General features: G+C 59.8%; 19 protein-coding genes. All 19 read right to left on the reverse strand.

Annotated features, from left to right (window positions below; all coding sequences use genetic code 11):
- Positions 1 to 63 precede the first annotated feature (63 nt).
- The 19 genes from nuoN to VWY60_RS10210 all read right to left on the reverse strand — a co-directional run bounded on the left by nuoN (position 64) and on the right by VWY60_RS10210 (position 16,853).
- A complete protein-coding gene (nuoN, locus tag VWY60_RS10120) occupies positions 64 to 1,503 on the reverse strand; it encodes an NADH-quinone oxidoreductase subunit NuoN (protein ID WP_340545128.1) in 1,440 nt (479 codons plus the stop codon).
- A gap of 13 nt (positions 1,504 to 1,516) precedes the next feature.
- A complete protein-coding gene (locus VWY60_RS10125) occupies positions 1,517 to 3,064 on the reverse strand; it encodes an NADH-quinone oxidoreductase subunit M (RefSeq protein WP_340545127.1) in 1,548 nt (515 codons plus the stop codon).
- Positions 3,064 to 5,181 (reverse strand): NADH-quinone oxidoreductase subunit L, encoded by a 2,118-nt coding sequence (gene nuoL, locus VWY60_RS10130; RefSeq protein ID WP_416540391.1) that lies wholly within the window; start codon positions 5,179 to 5,181, stop codon positions 3,064 to 3,066. Before nuoL ends, VWY60_RS10125 begins: the two co-directional genes overlap by 1 nt.
- 6 nt (positions 5,182 to 5,187) lie before the next feature.
- Positions 5,188 to 5,493: an NADH-quinone oxidoreductase subunit NuoK gene (gene nuoK, locus VWY60_RS10135; protein WP_014874166.1), complete on the reverse strand. Its 306-nt coding sequence runs from the start codon at positions 5,491 to 5,493 to the stop codon at positions 5,188 to 5,190.
- A 4-nt stretch (positions 5,494 to 5,497) separates the two neighbouring features.
- Complete coding sequence (locus VWY60_RS10140) at positions 5,498 to 6,100, reverse strand: NADH-quinone oxidoreductase subunit J (protein WP_416537793.1); 603 nt, start codon at positions 6,098 to 6,100, stop codon at positions 5,498 to 5,500.
- Positions 6,097 to 6,516: a carboxymuconolactone decarboxylase family protein gene (locus tag VWY60_RS10145; protein WP_340545124.1), complete on the reverse strand. Its 420-nt coding sequence runs from the start codon at positions 6,514 to 6,516 to the stop codon at positions 6,097 to 6,099. Before VWY60_RS10145 ends, VWY60_RS10140 begins: the two co-directional genes overlap by 4 nt.
- A complete protein-coding gene (gene nuoI / locus VWY60_RS10150; protein ID WP_340545123.1) occupies positions 6,513 to 7,007 on the reverse strand; it encodes an NADH-quinone oxidoreductase subunit NuoI in 495 nt (164 codons plus the stop codon). The genes VWY60_RS10145 and nuoI overlap by 4 nt, the downstream gene beginning before the upstream one ends.
- A gap of 3 nt (positions 7,008 to 7,010) precedes the next feature.
- Positions 7,011 to 8,048 (reverse strand): NADH-quinone oxidoreductase subunit NuoH, encoded by a 1,038-nt coding sequence (gene nuoH, locus VWY60_RS10155; RefSeq protein ID WP_340545122.1) that lies wholly within the window; start codon positions 8,046 to 8,048, stop codon positions 7,011 to 7,013.
- A gap of 6 nt (positions 8,049 to 8,054) precedes the next feature.
- Positions 8,055 to 8,441, reverse strand: coding sequence for a hypothetical protein (locus VWY60_RS10160; protein WP_416535934.1), 387 nt, complete (start codon positions 8,439 to 8,441; stop codon positions 8,055 to 8,057).
- A complete protein-coding gene (gene nuoG, locus VWY60_RS10165; protein ID WP_416540392.1) occupies positions 8,438 to 10,456 on the reverse strand; it encodes an NADH-quinone oxidoreductase subunit NuoG in 2,019 nt (672 codons plus the stop codon). Before nuoG ends, VWY60_RS10160 begins: the two co-directional genes overlap by 4 nt.
- 3 nt (positions 10,457 to 10,459) lie before the next feature.
- Positions 10,460 to 10,864: a DUF5333 domain-containing protein gene (locus VWY60_RS10170; RefSeq protein WP_340546294.1), complete on the reverse strand. Its 405-nt coding sequence runs from the start codon at positions 10,862 to 10,864 to the stop codon at positions 10,460 to 10,462.
- 113 nt (positions 10,865 to 10,977) lie between these two features.
- A complete protein-coding gene (locus VWY60_RS10175) occupies positions 10,978 to 11,328 on the reverse strand; it encodes a hypothetical protein (protein WP_340545119.1) in 351 nt (116 codons plus the stop codon).
- A 16-nt stretch (positions 11,329 to 11,344) separates the two neighbouring features.
- The gene (nuoF, locus tag VWY60_RS10180) at positions 11,345 to 12,643 is read right to left on the reverse strand and encodes an NADH-quinone oxidoreductase subunit NuoF (protein ID WP_027247636.1); all 1,299 of its coding nucleotides are present in this window, start codon (positions 12,641 to 12,643) and stop codon (positions 11,345 to 11,347) included.
- A 6-nt stretch (positions 12,644 to 12,649) separates the two neighbouring features.
- Entirely contained in the window at positions 12,650 to 12,877 is a 228-nt protein-coding gene (locus VWY60_RS10185; RefSeq protein WP_014874156.1) for a DUF5337 domain-containing protein, read from the reverse strand.
- A gap of 52 nt (positions 12,878 to 12,929) precedes the next feature.
- Positions 12,930 to 14,123 (reverse strand): NADH-quinone oxidoreductase subunit E, encoded by a 1,194-nt coding sequence (locus tag VWY60_RS10190; protein WP_416540393.1) that lies wholly within the window; start codon positions 14,121 to 14,123, stop codon positions 12,930 to 12,932.
- Positions 14,123 to 15,334, reverse strand: a complete 1,212-nt coding sequence (locus VWY60_RS10195; RefSeq protein WP_416540394.1) for an NADH-quinone oxidoreductase subunit D — start codon at positions 15,332 to 15,334, stop codon at positions 14,123 to 14,125. The genes VWY60_RS10190 and VWY60_RS10195 overlap by 1 nt, the downstream gene beginning before the upstream one ends.
- On the reverse strand, positions 15,334 to 15,939 hold the full coding sequence (locus VWY60_RS10200; protein WP_340545115.1) for an NADH-quinone oxidoreductase subunit C: 606 nt from the start codon (positions 15,937 to 15,939) through the stop codon (positions 15,334 to 15,336). The genes VWY60_RS10195 and VWY60_RS10200 overlap by 1 nt, the downstream gene beginning before the upstream one ends.
- A 24-nt stretch (positions 15,940 to 15,963) precedes the next feature.
- Entirely contained in the window at positions 15,964 to 16,497 is a 534-nt protein-coding gene (locus VWY60_RS10205; RefSeq protein WP_082996117.1) for a NuoB/complex I 20 kDa subunit family protein, read from the reverse strand.
- Complete coding sequence (locus tag VWY60_RS10210; RefSeq protein WP_014874151.1) at positions 16,488 to 16,853, reverse strand: NADH-quinone oxidoreductase subunit A; 366 nt, start codon at positions 16,851 to 16,853, stop codon at positions 16,488 to 16,490. The genes VWY60_RS10205 and VWY60_RS10210 overlap by 10 nt, the downstream gene beginning before the upstream one ends.
- Positions 16,854 to 16,942 lie beyond the last annotated feature (89 nt).

Consider the following 16,942-nt stretch of genomic DNA (forward strand, 5'->3'; position numbering starts at 1 on the left):
TCCCTTCAAGGCAAAAAGGCCCGGTCCGCAGACCAGGCCTTTGTGTGTTCTGTGTCGAAACCGTCAGTTGACCAGCGTGGCAGCCGCCGCAGCCGCTGCACCCTCGATGCCGAACATGTTGATGATCCCAAGAAGCATCACGGCCGCCGAGGCCATCAGGAACCCCCAAAGGATCGGCGAGCGGTTGGTTTCCAGCTCCTCGCCCTCTTCACCGAAATACATGTAGTACACGATGCGCAGGTAGTAGAACGCGCCGATAACCGATGCGATCACACCGGCAATCGCCAGCCACGCCATATCCGCCTGATAGGCCGCATTAAGCACATAAAGCTTGCCGAAGAAGCCCAGCATCGGCGGTACACCCGCCAGAGAAAACAACAGGATCAGCATCGCCAGCGCCTTGCCCGGCTCGCGACGGGAGTAGAGGTTGAGCGCGCGAATGTCAGTGATCGGCTTACCGTCCTTCTCCATCATCAGGATGAAGGCAAAGGTGCCGATGTTCATCGAGACATAGATCGCCATATAGACCAGCAGCGCCTGCACGCCATAAGCGGTGCCCGCGGCGAGGCCCATCAGCGCATAGCCCATATGGGCGATCGAGGAATAGGCCATCAGACGCTTGATATCGCGCTGGCCGATGGCGGCAACGGCCCCGACGAACATCGACAGCAGCGACAGAAGGGCCACAACCTGGCTCCAGTCCTGTACCGCATGACCAAAGGCATCATGCAGCACGCGGGCGAACAGACCCATGGCCGCAACCTTCGGCGCCGATGCAAAGAATGCGGTAACCGGGGTCGGCGCGCCTTCGTAGACGTCAGGGGTCCACATGTGGAACGGCACGGCAGACACCTTGAACGCCATGCCGGAGATCAGGAAGACCAGGCCGAACAGCAGACCGACGGAGACTTCACCATGCTTGGCCACCGCGTAGATACCGGCAAAGTCGGTGGTCCCGGCAAAACCATAGACCAGCGATGCGCCATAGAGCAGCAAACCGGACGAAAGCGCGCCGAGCACGAAGTACTTCAGACCGGCTTCGGTGGATTTTACACTGTCACGACGCAGCGACGCCACGACGTAGAGCGCCAGAGACTGCAGCTCAAGGCCCATGTACAGCGACATCAGGTTGCCGGCCGAGACCATCACCATCATGCCTACCGCGCTCAGCGCGACGAGGATGGGATATTCAAAGCGCAACATGCCACGGCGTGACATGTAGTCCTGGCCCATGACCAGCACGGCAGAGGCCGACAGCAGGATGGCGACCTTGGCAAAGCGGGCAAAACCATCGTCGACGAACATGCCGTTGAATGCCTCGCGGCTGCCCGAGGATCCGGTGGCGATCCAGATGGCCAGCGCCGACATCAAACCGGCCATCAGCCAGATCAACGCCGGGGCCAGTTTGTCCTTGCCGGTGTAGACGGCGCCAAGGAGCGCCGCCATTGCGCTGAGCGCCAGAACAATCTCTGGCAGGATAACGGTGAGATCAGCTGGGATCATCGCCCACGCCCCCTTAGTGCGAAGCTATCTGGGTCGCCGGGGACAGGTCCGCGGCAGCCAGAGATTCATTGAAGTTTGCAATCAGCGCCTCGGTCGACGGGCTGATGATATCGGTGACAAGCGCCGGGTAGACGCCCAGAAGGATGGTCATCACCACCAGCGGTGCAAAGATGAACCGCTCGCGGGCAGTCATATCCTTGATGGTCTTGAGGCTGCCCTTGATCAGGTCGCCAAAGACCACGCGGCGGTAGAGCCACAGCGCATAGCCTGCCGAGAAGATGACACCGGTTGCGGCAACTGCTGCGACCCAGGTGTTCTTCTGGAAGGTGCCCATCAGCGTCAGGAATTCCCCGATGAAGCCCGAGGTGCCCGGCAGGCCGACGTTGCCCATCGTGAAGAACATGAAGACCAGCGCATAGGCAGGCATACGAATGACAAGGCCACCATAGGCGTCGATGTCACGGGTGTGCATCCGATCATAGATGACACCCACGCAGAGGAAGAGCGCCGCCGAGATGAAGCCGTGGCTCAGCATCTGGAAGATCGCGCCATCAATGCCCTGCTGGTTCGCCGCAAAGATGCCCATGGTCACAAAGCCCATATGCGCCACCGAAGAATAGGCGATCAGCTTCTTCATGTCCGACTGCACCAACGCCACCAGCGAAGTATAGACCACCGCAATCGCCGACATCCACAGAATCAGATCCGTCATCACGTCGGCCCCGACGGGGAACATCGGCAAGCTGAAGCGCAGGAAGCCGTAGCCGCCCATCTTCAACAAGATCGCCGCCAGCACCACGGAGCCTGCGGTCGGCGCCTGCACGTGCGCATCGGGCAGCCAGGTGTGCACCGGCCACATCGGCATTTTCACCGCGAAGGAGGCAAAGAACGCGAGGAACAACAGGGTCTGCATCCCACCAACGACATGCACACCAAGAAGATCAAAGCCGGAGGCAGAGAAACTGTGCGTCAGCAGCTGGGCAATATCGGTGGTGCCTGCATCTGCGTACATCGCGACCATCGCCACCAGCATCAGCACCGAGCCAAAGAAGGTGTAGAGGAAGAATTTGAACGACGCGTAGATCCGTTCCTTGCCGCCCCAGATGCCGATGATCAGGAACATCGGAATGAGGCCCGCCTCAAAGAACAGGTAGAACAGCACCAGATCCAGCGCCATGAACACGCCAAGCATCAGCGTCTCCAGCATCAGGAAGGCGATCATGTATTCCTTGACGCGGGTGTTCACACCCCAGCTCGCCAAAATGGTCAGCGGCATCACAAAGGTGGTGAGCATCACAAACAGCACCGAAATGCCATCGACGCCCATCTTGTACTTCAGGCCAAAGATCCATTCGGCCTCTTCCACAAACTGAAAGCCTGTGTCGGAGGGGTCGAACTGGAAATAGATGCCAAGGCTCACCAGGAAGGTGATCGTGGTGGCAAAAAGCGCAACAGACTTGGCGTTGCGCTGCGCCGCCTCATCCTCGCCGCGCAGGAACAGGGCCAGAATGGCCGCCGCAAGCGCCGGGATAAAGGTGACAATAGAAAGGAGATTGTCCATCAGTGCGCTCCTCCGCCGATCGACATCCAGGTAACCAGGGCAGCAATGCCCAGCACCATCCAGAAAGCATAGGTGAAAATGTAACCCGACTGTGCGCGACCGGCGAGGCGGGTGAAGAAGGGAATGATGCCCATGGCGATCCCGTTGAGCGCGCCATCAATGGTCTTGCCGTCACCGCGCTTCCAGAAGAAGCGGCCGATCATCAGCGTCGGTTTGACAAAGACAAAATCGTAGAGCTCGTCAAAATACCACTTGTTCTTGAGGAACAGGTAGAGCGGCTGCTGCTGCTTGGCGAGACGGCCCGGCAGGCTTGGGTTCACGATGTAGAACAGGATCGCAAGACCAAGGCCAAGCAGCATCGCGAAAAAGGGCGAAACTTTCACCCATTTCGGAGCGGCGTGCGCGTCATCCAGAACAGTGTTGTCGGCACCGAAATACAGCGCGCCTTCGCCCGGCTGGCCTGCGAATACATAGTGATGCTCACCGGATGCGTCAGCTGTGCCGTGACCGTCATCCGCCGTGCTGGCATGGCTGTCATCAGCGCCGTGGCCCGAATCCGCTGCCGCATCGCCATATGCCGCGGCTTCTGCCACTGGGATGCCGTAGAATTTGCCAACCTTATCAGCATGGCCGAAGAAGCTGTTGTACCAGAGCATGCCAGAGAAGATCGCACCAAGGGCAAGCACACCCAGCGGGATCAGCATGACCATCGGGCTTTCATGCGCGTGATCATGCGTATGCTTGTCGCCGCGCGGCTTGCCGTAGAAGGTCAGGAAGATCAGGCGCCAGCTGTAGAAGGATGTCATTGCCGCCGCGATGACCAGCAGCCAGAAACCATACATCGACCCGCCAGCATAGGCGCTCTCGATAATGGCATCCTTGGACAGGAAGCCGGCAAAGCCAAAGTGGGTCAGCGGGATACCAACGCCCGTGATGGCCAGCGTGCCAATCATCATCGCCGCAAAGGTGTAGGGGATCTTTTTGCGCAGACCACCGTAGTTCATCATGTCCTGCTCATGGTGCATCGCGTGGATCACGGAGCCTGCACCAAGGAACAGCATCGCCTTGAAGAAGGCATGTGTGAACAGGTGGAACATCGCAGCGGAGTACATGCCTACCCCGGCTGCAACGAACATGTAGCCAAGCTGCGAACATGTCGAATAGGCGATCACGCGTTTGATGTCGGTCTGAACCAGACCCACAGTCGCCGCGAAGAAGGCCGTGGTTGCACCCAGCACGGTGATGAAGGTTGTCGCTTCGGGTGCGAACTCCATCAGCGGCGACATGCGGCAGACCAGGAAGACACCGGCGGTCACCATGGTGGCGGCGTGGATCAGGGCCGACACCGGGGTCGGGCCTTCCATCGCGTCCGGCAGCCAGGTGTGCAGGATCAGCTGCGCCGATTTGCCCATGGCGCCAATGAACAGCAGGACTGCAATCAGATTGGCGGCATTCCACTCCGACCAGAGAAAGGTCAGCTGGGTTTCCGCCAGCTGCGGCACCGCTGCAAAGATGTCATCAAAATTGATGCTGTCAGTCAGGAAGAACAGGGCAAAGATACCGAGGGCAAAGCCAAAGTCACCCACGCGGTTGACGATGAAGGCTTTCATCGCTGCCGCATTGGCCGAAGGCTTGCGGTAGTAGAAACCGATCAGCAGGTAGGAGGCAACGCCCACGCCTTCCCAGCCAAAGAACATCTGGACCAGGTTGTCGGAGGTCACCAGCATCAGCATCGCAAAGGTAAAGAACGACAGATAGGCAAAGAAGCGCGGCTTGTAGCTCTCCCCGTCCTTCCACTGCGGATCATGGGCCATGTAGCCAAAGGAATAGAGATGCACCAGCGATGACACCGTGGTCACCACGATCAGCATGATCGCCGTCATCCGGTCCAGACGGATCGCCCAGGATGTCGACAGCGAGCCGCTTTCGATCCAGCGCATGATCTCGATCGACTGGGTCACCCCGTCAAAGCTGAGGAAGACGATCCACGACAGAAGCGCCGACAGGAACAAAAGCCCGGTCGCCGTCCAGGTGGCTGCGGTCTCGCCGATGAACTTCCAGCCAAAGCCACAGATGATGGCCCCGACCAGAGGGGCAAAGAGAAGGATGGTTTCCATGACGCTTTAGCCCTTCATCACGTTGATGTCTTCCACGGCGATGGTGCCGCGGTTGCGGAAGAAGCAAACCAGGATCGCAAGACCAATAGCGGCCTCGGCGGCGGCCACGGTCAGCACAAAGAGGGTGAAGACCTGACCCACCAGATCCCCAAGGAAGCTGGAGAAAGCCACAAGGTTGATGTTCACCGCCAAGAGCATCAGTTCGATGCTCATCAGCAGGATGATGACGTTCTTGCGGTTCAGGAAGAGCCCGAAGATGCCGATGACGAACAGCGTCGCCGCGACGGTTAGATAATGCTCGAGTGTGATCATTGTCTCAAAGCCCCTGCCCCGGTTTCACATCCTTGAGTTCCATGGCCAAGGCCGGATCGCGCATCATCTGGGCGACAACGTCCTGACGCTTGACGTCGGTGCGGTGGCGCAGGGTCAGCACAATGGCGCCGATCATCGCAACCAGCAGGATCAGGCCGGAAAGTTGGAACAGAAGGAAATATTGGTCGTAAATGATGAGGCCAAGCGCCTCGGTGTTATGCTGGTCAGTCGGGATCGGCTGGGCCAGCTGCGTGGCCGCCGCCGGTGCGGTTTCCCACACACCAAAAGCCATCACGAACTGCATAAGGATCACCAGACCGATGAGCAGCGCCAGCGGCATATAGCGCGCCATCTCTGCTTTCAGCTCGGCAAAATCCACGTCCAGCATCATCACCACAAAGAGGAACAGCACCGCAACGGCACCGACGTAGACGATGACCAGCAGCATGGCGACAAATTCGGCGCCCAGCAGCACGAACAGCCCGGCCGAGGAAATAAAGGCCAGGATCAGCCACAGCACAGAATGCACCGGCTGGCGGCTGATCACTGTGAACAGCCCGCCGGTGATGGCGCTGATGGCAAAGAGGTAAAAGGCAAAAACGGTCATGTTTCATCGTCCCCTTTGGCGTCCAGAACCTCTTGCGCCAGTTCCAGCGCGCGGGTCATGGCCGGGATGCCGGCAAACACCGACATCTGTCCGATCGTTTCAACGATCTCTTGTTTCTTAGCGCCCGCCTCCAGGGCATGGCGTACGGTCTGGCGCACGGCTGAATCCGCCTGTGCGCCCTGCATTGTCAGCCCGGCCAATGTCAGCAGCAGCCGGGTTTTGGCATCCAGCCCGCCCTTGTTGACGGTATTGCCGAACATCATCTCCATGACATCCTTCGGCATCGTCGGCCACAGCGCTTCAAACTCCTTGAACGCTCCGGTGGGAGAGAAGCTCTCCAACGCCGGGTTCAGGGCTTTGGCCATGTCCTGGGCCTGGGCCATCATGGCCTCAAATGGGTTCTTGGCATCGCTCATCGGTACGGCGCGTCCAGTTCGAGATTGCGCGCGATCTCGGCTTCCCAGCGCTCCCCGTTCGAAAGCAGCTTGTCCTTGTCATAGAACAGCTCCTCGCGGGTCTCGGTGGCGAACTCGAAGTTCGGGCCTTCGACAATTGCATCCACCGGGCAGGCTTCCTGGCAGAAACCGCAGTAGATACACTTCGTCATGTCGATGTCGTACCGCGTGGTGCGGCGGCTGCCGTCCTCGCGCGGTTCCGCGTCGATGGTGATCGCCTGCGCCGGGCAGATCGCCTCGCACAGTTTACAGGCAATGCAGCGCTCCTCGCCGTTCGGATAGCGACGCAGCGCGTGCTCGCCGCGAAAACGCGGCGAGAGCGGGCCCTTCTCGTGCGGATAGTTCAGGGTGGCCTTAGGGGCAAAGAAATACTTCATCCCCAGTTTGAAGCCGACCCAGAAATCCTGCAGCAGGAAGTATTTGGCGGCGCGGGTGTAGTCGATGTTCGCCATTGATCAGCCTCCCACGGTCCAGCGGGCGAAGATGCCCCAGAACCAGTCAAATTTTGCAGCAAAGGATACGAAGACCACCCAGGCCAGCGAGAACGGCAGGAACACTTTCCAACCCAGACGCATCAGCTGGTCATAGCGGTAGCGGGGCGTGATTGCCTTCACCATTGCGAAGAGGAAGAAGAAGAACGCCATTTTGCCGACCATCCACAGGACGCCGTCGGGCAGCCCAGGGATCGGAGACAGCCAGCCGCCGAAGAACAGCAGTGTTGTCAGCGCGCACATCAGGAAGATGGCGATGTATTCCCCGGCCATGAACAGCAGGAACGGTGTCGCCGAGTATTCCACCTGGTAGCCTGCAACCAGCTCCGATTCCGCTTCCGGCAGATCGAACGGCGGGCGGTTGGTTTCCGCAAGTGCCGAGATGAAGAACAGGAAGACCATCGGGAAATGCGGGATCCAGTACCAGTTCAGCAGACCCAGATCGCCGTCCTGCGCACGTACGATGTCGCCGAAGTTCATGCTGCCGGTGGAGATGATGACCCCAACGATAATCAGACCAATCGAGACCTCGTAAGAGATCATCTGCGCCGCTGAGCGCAAGGAACCGAGAAACGGATATTTCGAGTTCGACGCCCAGCCGCCCATGATCACGCCGTAGACCTCCAAGCTGGAGACCGCGAAAACATAGAGGATCGCCACATTGATGTCCGACAGGACCCAGCCGTCGTTGAAGGGGATCACCGCCCAGGCGATCATCGCCAGCACAAAGCTGGTCAATGGGGCCAGAATAAACACGGTGCGATCGGCACCGGCGGGGATCACCACCTCTTTGACAACATATTTGAGCGCGTCGGCCACCGTTTGCAGCAGGCCGTAGATGCCTACGACATTGGGGCCACGACGCATCTGGACAGCCGCCCAGATCTTGCGGTCCCCGTAGACGAGGAACAGCAGCGAAATCATGACAAATGCAACAACTGCAAGCACTTGCGCCAGGATCAGAACAGCGATGCCGCCTGGGGTGTTAAAGAATTCAGCCATAGGTCCTCACACCGTGGGTATTCCGTTAGCCTCGCAATCCGCGACCACGACTTCGGCGTCGATGGTGCGCAGTCCGCGCGGGAGGGAAGGCGAGATGGTGTAGACAGCATCTGCCGTCTGATTGCCACCCTCTTGTTTCATTTTTGTGCGCACATGACGTGCAAATCCATAACCGCGGATCAGCGCATATTGCGCCGCCGCGCATTCCGCATAGTTGTCCAGATCGGCACCATTGCGGGCGCCGGTCATGGCCACGTGGAATTGCACCAGATCGCCATCCAGTAGCCGTGTCTCTACCCCTTTGTAATCGGGGGTGAACGGCGCCCGAGACGTCTGCGGGGCCTGCACGCAGGCTGCCAGCAGCAGAGGCGATATGATGCTCGCACGGATCACTCCGCCGCGATCTTCTCGGCGCTACGCGCCTTTGCGTTGGCGGAGAGTTCCGCCATCAGCTGCGACGACCGCGCAATCGGGTTGGTCAGGTAGAAGTCCTTGACCGCAGGCAGGAATGCCGCCTTGCCCATGGCCTCAACCTCAAGCGCCGGGCCGTCATTTGCCGCCACTTCGTCAATGCGCGCCAGATGCGGCACCTCTGCGACCAGCCCACTGCGCAGTTGCGCCAGCGAGTCATATGGCAGCTTGGCATCCAGCTCCGCGCTGAGCGCCCGCAGGATCGCCCAGTTTTCCTTGGCCTCACCGGGGGCAAAGCTTGCGCGCATGGCCAGCTGCGGACGCCCTTCGGTGTTCACGAACAGACCGTTTTCTTCGGTATAGGCAGCGCCGGGCAGGATGACGTCGGCGCGATGGGCACCACGATCGCCGTGCGAGCCCTGGTAGATCACAAAGGCGCCTGCATCAATTTCGACCTCATCAGCGCCGAGGTTGTAGATCACCTCTGCGCCGTCGATGGCCGCCTCAAGGCCACCCTCGGTGACCGCATTCACATCCATCGCACCAACACGGCCGGCAGCGGTGTGCAGCACCAGCAGTTTGCTCTCGGTCATGGCCGCGTATTTCTGCGCATGGGCCAGTACCGCCAGACCATCGGCCTCACGCAGGGCGCCCTGGCCGACGATGACCAGCGTATCTTTGCCAATCGCGCCTTCGGTTTCGCCGTTGAGCAGTGTCTCGAGCGCTGCGCGGTCGGTGCCGAGGTGGGCGTAGTCATAGGTCAGATCGACCGGCTGGCCGATCAGGCCGATATTGGCGCCGTTGATCCAGGCCTTGCGCAGGCGGGCGTTCAGAACCGGCGCCTCATTGCGAGGATCGGTGCCAATCAGCATGATCGCCTTGGCGCTGTCGATATCTTCGATGGTTGCGGTGCCGACATAGGCCGCGCGGTTGCCGATCGGCAGACGGGCCTTGTCCGTCCGGCACTCAACCTTGCCACCCTCCCCTTCGACCAGCTGTTTCAGCGCAAAAGCCGCCTCAACCGGGACCAGATCACCGATCAGGCCGGCAATCTTCTTGCCCTTCATTGCGGCGGCCGCTGCCTCCAGGGCCTCCGGCCAGGTCGCGGGCTTCAGCTTGCCGTCGACACGCACATAGGGGCGATCCAGACGCTGGCGACGCAGCCCGTCCCAGACGAACCGGGTCTTGTCGCTGATCCATTCCTCATTCACGCCGTCATGGTTGCGCGGCAGGATGCGCATCACTTCGCGGCCCTTGGTGTCGACACGGATGTTCGACCCCAGCGCGTCCATCACGTCGATGGTTTCGGTTTTGGTCAACTCCCACGGGCGGGCCGTGAAGGCATAGGGTTTCGAGGTCAGCGCCCCCACCGGGCACAGGTCGATGATATTGCCCTGAAGGTTCGAATCCAGCGTCTCGTTCAGATAGGAGGTAATCTCGCTATCCTCACCACGACCGGTCTGGCCCATCTGGGTAATGCCTGCGACTTCGGTGGTGAAACGAACGCAACGCGTGCAGGAAATGCAGCGGGTCATTGCGGTGCCGACGAGCGGACCGAGATCGAGATCGTCGACGGCGCGCTTTGGCTCTCGGAAGCGCGAGAAATCAACGCCATAAGCCATCGCCTGATCCTGAAGATCACATTCGCCACCCTGATCGCAGATCGGGCAATCCAGCGGATGGTTGATCAGCAGGAACTCCATCACGCCCTCACGGGCCTTCTTGACCATCGGCGAATTGGTCTTCACCTGCGGCGCCTGGCCTTCGGGACCGGGACGCAGGTCGCGGACCTGCATGGCGCAGGAGGCGGCAGGTTTCGGCGGGCCGCCGACAACCTCAACCAGGCACATCCGGCAATTGCCGGCGATGGACAGGCGCTCGTGGTAGCAGAAGCGGGGAATTTCCACCCCGGCCTCTTCACAGGCCTGGATCAGGGTCATCGCCCCATCCACCTCAATCTCGGTTCCGTCAATGTTGATCTTGCGGAGGTCAGACATGGTCTATTTCGCCCTCAGTAAAACGCCGATCGCGCTGTTTTTCTTGATTTCCGCACGACCAAACGTACAGAATGTTTCCGTTTTCTCATATGAGACCCCGTTTTGCGCCAGGAAGCGTTCTCCCTTGGCCCGCATCCGGGCTTTTTCCTCGTCCGAGCCGATGTAGGCGCGGATTTCCGTATCCGTATAGCCAAGAGCATTGGCACGTGCCCGCAGGCGCCGCAGTTCGGTCAGACCCTTGAAGTAACGCGCGGTAATCGCATCACAGTGGTCGGCCACTTCCTTGGCCAGAGCGACCGCGAACAGCGGGTCTTCGATCTCTTGCACATCGCGCAAGGACGGCTTTGCCGCGCCCATCGACGGCAGCAGCATCAGGCAGGCGGCACATGTCGCAATCAGGATTCGCATTGGTGAACACTCCTTGGTGAGGGAGCGACCAGAACGCGCGCAGGCGACGGCGTTATGCAATAACACCGGCGTGGGCGCAGATTGCGCGGCCAAGGGATATGCCCGGCCTGCGATCACGGGGTGCAGGTTCCGCCATAGACGGCCGTATCGCCATCCAGCGGCACGGCAATATCCGCATCAAGCGGGTTGACCTGCCAGGCAATGCGCGACGTGCCGAAGTTTTCGATGCAGTAACGGGTGCTTTCGTGATGAGCGGCCAGCCGCGCGCCTTCCAGCGAGCGCGAGGCTTTGGATACCGTAGTGGTAAACACCGCCAGCGTCTCTTTCTTGTTGACCGCTTTGGACTTCGCCGAGAAGGGCACGCCCGCGTAGGTCGGGCGATTGTTGACGATACCGTCACACCCCGCCAGCACTCCGCCGCAGACGGCCAGCACAGCCATGGTTTTGGTCACACCCGTGATCATCCGCTGCCCCCCGACCCTATTCGGCTGCCATGGCGCCCATGCGCCCTGACTTCTGTGCCTTGATACGGTCCTCGATTTCCTCGCGGAAGTTGCGGATCAAACCCTGGATCGGCCAGGCCGCAGCATCGCCAAGTGCACAGATGGTGTGGCCTTCGACCTGCTTGGTCACATCCCACAGCATGTCGATCTCTTCCAGCTCGGCCTCGCCCTTCACCAGACGGTCCATCACGCGCATCATCCAGCCGGTGCCTTCACGACACGGCGTACACTGGCCACAGCTTTCGTGTTTGTAGAACTTGGACAGACGCCAGATCGCCTTGATGATGTCCGTGTTCTTATCCATCACGATGACCGCTGCGGTGCCAAGGCCGGAGCCCAGTTCGCCGCGCAGATAGTCGAAGTCCATGATGGCGTCTTTCATCTTCTCGCCGCGCACGCAGGGAACAGAAGAGCCACCGGGAATGACCGCCAGCAAGTTGTCCCAACCGCCCCGGATACCGCCGCAATGCTTCTCGATCAGCTCTTCAAAGGAGATCGACATTGCTTCCTCAACCACACAGGGGTTGTTGACATGACCGGAGATCGCAAACAGCTTGGTGCCCGCGTTGTTCTGACGGCCAAAGCCTGCAAACCAATCCGGGCCACGGCGCAGAATGGTCGGCACCACGGCGATAGACTCCACGTTGTTCACCGTGGTCGGGCAACCATAGAGGCCAGCACCAGCCGGGAACGGCGGCTTCATACGTGGCATGCCCTTCTTGCCCTCAAGGCTTTCAATCAGCGCAGTTTCTTCGCCACAGATATAGGCCCCTGCACCATGGTGCAGAAAGACGTCGAAGTCCCAACCGGATCCGGCGGCATTGCGACCCAGAAGACCTTGGTCATAGCATTCATCAATCGCGGCCTGCAGCGCCTCGCGCTCGCGGATGTATTCGCCGCGCAGATAGATGTAGCAGGTATGCGCATTCATCGCGAAGGAGGCGATCAGCGCGCCCTCGATCAGCGTGTGCGGATCATGGCGCATGATCTCGCGGTCTTTGCAGGTGCCCGGCTCCGATTCATCGGCGTTGATGACCAGATAGGAGGGACGCCCGTCGCTCTCCTTCGGCATGAAGGACCATTTCAGGCCGGTCGGGAAGCCCGCACCACCGCGTCCGCGCAGGCCGGAATCCTTCATGTTCTGGATGATCCAGTCCCGCCCTTTTTCGATGATGCCCGCAGTGCCATCCCAATGGCCCCGCTGTTTTGCGCCTGCCAATGTGCGCTCATGCATCCCGTAAAGGTTGGTAAAGATCCGGTCCTGGTCCTTCAGCATGTCTGCCTACCTTTGGCTGTCCTGGCGCATCCGCCAGAGTTGAAAAATGTTGACCGCTGCATAGATGAAGCCTGCAAGGGCTGCGAAATCAAACAGCAGAGCGTAGCGTCCGGCGAGCCCCAGCGCGGGGCCGATGAACAACGACATTGCCAGCCAACCAAGCATGGTTGCGGCAATCACCAACGCGATGTGCCGCCCCTTTGCTGCCAGTGCTTTGTCGTGTTCTACGCTCATATGGTCCTGAATTTTGGCCCCTGCCCCGATGGGCAGCGGCGGTTATCTTGTTTCAGTCGTTTTTGTAGCGATCGTCAGCTTTGGCCTTCTTTGCGAAGTCCGTTTCCTCACCTGCCGCGAGCTGCCGGGACTGTTCGATCCAGCCATCGCGGACGATGCGGCCCTTGAACTTCAACCGGCTGTCGACCCAAGCGACCTGCTCATCGGTCCAGGCTGCGATCTGGTCGAAGTGGAAGAATCCCAGATCGTTAAGGGTCTGCTCCAGCTTGGGACCGACACCTTTCAGCATCTTCAGATCATCGGCCTTGCCATCGCGTGCTGAGGTCAGGGTTTCCGGTTTTTCTTCAACCGAAACCCCGGCTTCTGCGGCGGCGCCCTCAGGAGAGGCCGGTTCGCCAACGCCCGCTTTTTTCGGTGCCGCTTTCTTTGGGGCATCGCTCTTTGCCTTGGCAACCTCTGCCTGTTTCACCGCCGGAAGCGGTGTTTTCGGCGCGGGCGGCGGGGTATCGGCACTGTCGCGACCGGCAACCTTGCCGTCCTTGCCAATCCAGGGCGTCAGGATCGGAACCTCAGTCCCGTCGATACGCTTGACTGTATCGCCAATATCCGCCGCCAGCTGGACCGACGCGTTATACTGCGTCTTGCCGCTTTCATATTCGGTCAGCGAGGTCAGACCCGACTTCGGTTCAGCCGCGTAGCGCCCGTTCTGCGGACCCGGCAGCGGGACCTGACCTGCAGCCAGATCATCCAGCAGCTTGGCAAAGTCTTCAGCGGTCAGATCTTCGTAATAATCCTTGCCGATCTGGGCCATCGGGGCGTTGGTGCAGGCGCCAAGGCATTCGACCTCTTCCCAGGTAAACTTACCATCCGCCGACAGGGTGAAGGGCTTATTGGCAATCTTATCCTGACAGACGGCAATCAGATCCTCTGCGCCGCAGATCATGCAGGACGTGGTCCCGCAGATCTGAACATGTGCAACCGAACCAGTGGGTTGCAGCTGGAACATGAAGTAGAAGGAGGCAACCTCAAGTGCGCGAATATAGGCCATGCCCAGCATGTCCGCGACATATTCAATCGCAGGTTTGGTCAACCAGCCTTCCTGCTCCTGCGCGCGCCACAGCAGCGGAATGATCGCGCTGGCCTGACGGCCATCAGGGAATTTGGTGATCTGCGCCTCGGCCCATGTCTGGTTCTCGGGCGTGAAGGCAAAACTATCGGGTTGTTCGGAATGCAGACGACGAAGCATTAGCGGTCAATCTCTCCAAATACGACGTCCATGGTGCCAATGATGGCCGCGACGTCGGCGAGTTGGTGGCCCTTGGCCACATAATCCATGGCCTGCAGATGCAGGAAGCCCGGCGCACGCAGCTTGGCGCGATAGGGTTTGTTGGAGCCATCTGCAACCAGATAGACGCCAAATTCGCCCTTGGGTGCCTCAACAGCGGCGTAGACCTCGCCGGCGGGCACGTGGAACCCCTCGGTATAGAGCTTGAAGTGGTGGATCAGGCTCTCCATTGAGGTTTTCATGTCGCGACGGTTGGGCGGGGTCAGTTTGCCACGGGCCAGAATATCGCCGGGCGTTTCGCGCAGCTTGCCGATACACTGACGAATGATCGACAGCGACTGGCGCATCTCTTCCATACGGACAAGGTAGCGGTCGTAGCAGTCGCCGTTCTTGCCAACCGGGATCTGGAAATCGAATTCGTCATAGCACTCATAGGGCTGCGCACGGCGCAGGTCCCAGGCAAGGCCGGAGCCGCGCACCATCACCCCGGAGAACCCGTAGTTGAGGATATCCTCCTCGGTCACGACACCGATATCGGCATTCCGCTGTTTAAAGATGCGGTTCTCGGTCAGCAGCCCGTCGATGTCATCCAGAACGGATGGGAAGCTATGGGTCCAGGCCTCGATATCGTCGATCAGCGCGTCGGGCAGATCCTGATGCACACCACCGGGGCGGAAATACGCCGCGTGCAGGCGCGCACCACAGGCCCGCTCGTAGAAGATCATCAGCTTCTCGCGCTCTTCAAAGCCCCACAGCGGCGGGGTCAGCGCGCCAACGTCCATCGCCTGCGTCGTCACATTGAGCAGGTGGTTCAGAATCCGGCCGATTTCAGAATAGAGCACACGGATCAGCGACGCGCGACGCGGCACTTCCACGCCGGTCAGCTTTTCGATGGCCAGGCACCAGGCGTGTTCCTGGTTCATCGGCGCCACATAGTCGAGGCGGTCGAAATACGGCAGGTTCTGCAGGTACGTCCGGCTCTCCATCAGCTTTTCGGTGCCACGGTGCAACAGGCCGATATGCGGGTCGCAGCGCTCAACGATTTCGCCGTCCAACTCCAGCACCAGACGCAGAACGCCGTGCGCCGCAGGGTGTTGCGGTCCGAAGTTGATGTTGAAGTTACGGATCTTCTGTTCGCCGGTCAGGGCGTCATCCATTTTGGAGCCGTCCATTACTTCGCCCCCTCTTTCTCGTCGCCGGGCAGGATGTATTCGGCACCCTCCCACGGGCTCATGAAGTCAAACTGGCGGTACTCCTGAACCAGGCTGACCGGTTCATAAACAACGCGCTTCTGCGCCTCGTCGTAGCGAACCTCGGTATAGCCGGTGGTCGGGAAATCCTTGCGCAGCGGATAGCCACGGAAACCATAGTCGGTCAGGATGCGGCGCAGATCCGGGTGGCCGGTGAACAGGATGCCGAACATGTCGAACACCTCCCGCTCAAACCAATTGGCCGAGGGATGGATCGTCACGATCGACGGCAGCATCTCATCCTCGCGGATCGATACGCGCAGGCGGATCCGCTGGTTCTGATACATCGACAGAAAGTGGTAGACTACGTCGAACCGCTTGGCGCGGTCCGGGTAGTCAACGGCCGTGATATCGACAAGCGACGAGAACTTGCACGTCGCATCGGCTTTCAGAAATTCGACAAACCCTGCAAGGTTCGACGGGGCAACATCGACATTCAGCTCATCAAAGCTGACATCCCAGTCGATGACACAATCAGGACGTTTGGCAGCGATCTGGGTGCCGAGTTCTTTCAGAGCTTCAGTCATATTTGTCTCTCCAACCAAAGCCACTTAACGCACAAGCGTGCCGGTGCGGCGAATTTTGCGCTGCAATTGCATCAGGCCATACAGCAGCGCCTCTGCCGTCGGCGGGCAACCGGGCACATAGACATCCACAGGCACGATCCGGTCACATCCGCGCACCACGGAATAGCTGTAGTGGTAATAGCCGCCGCCATTGGCGCAGGACCCCATCGAGATCACATAACGCGGCTCGGGCATCTGGTCGTAGACCTTGCGCAGGGCGGGCGCCATCTTGTTGGTCAGCGTCCCCGCGACGATCATCACATCCGACTGGCGCGGAGAGGCACGCGGCGCGATACCGAAACGCTCGGCATCGTAGCGCGGCATCGAGGTGTGCATCATCTCAACCGCGCAGCAGGCCAGACCAAAGGTCATCCAGTGCAGCGAGCCGGTGCGCGCCCAGTTGATGATATCCTCTGCCGAGGTCAGCAGAAACCCCTTGTCCTGCAGTTCGGCATTCAGGGCCTGGGTGACAACTTCCTTGTCGACGCCAGCCGTATTGGCTCCGGTCATCACTCCCATTCGAGGGCCCCTTTCTTCCACTCATAGGCAAAACCGATGGTCAGCACAGCGAGAAACACCATCATCGACCAGAAGCCCGCATCGCTCATATCCTTGAAGCCGACGGCCCAGGGAAACAGAAACGCTATTTCCAGATCAAAAATGATGAACAGAATCGACACCAGGTAGAACCGGACATCAAACTTCATCCGTGCGTCGTCGAATGCGTTGAACCCGCATTCGTAGGCGCTGACCTTTTCAGGGTCCGGATTGCGGACGGCCAGCACAACTGCCGCCAAAATAAGAACAATTCCAAGCCCGACCGCTACGGCCAGAAACACCAGAATCGGGAGGTATTCCCGCAACATCTCTTCCACGAGTGGCTCCTTTCCGTGCGCGCGGATTTCTGCGCGCCGTCAATTGGCGTGTTGACTTGGGGCAGTGTCTACTCCCCTCCCCCCTCACC

The organism is Phaeobacter sp. JH20_26 (assembly GCF_048056275.1).
GTDB classification, from domain to species: Bacteria; Pseudomonadota; Alphaproteobacteria; order Rhodobacterales; family Rhodobacteraceae; genus Phaeobacter; species Phaeobacter bryozoorum.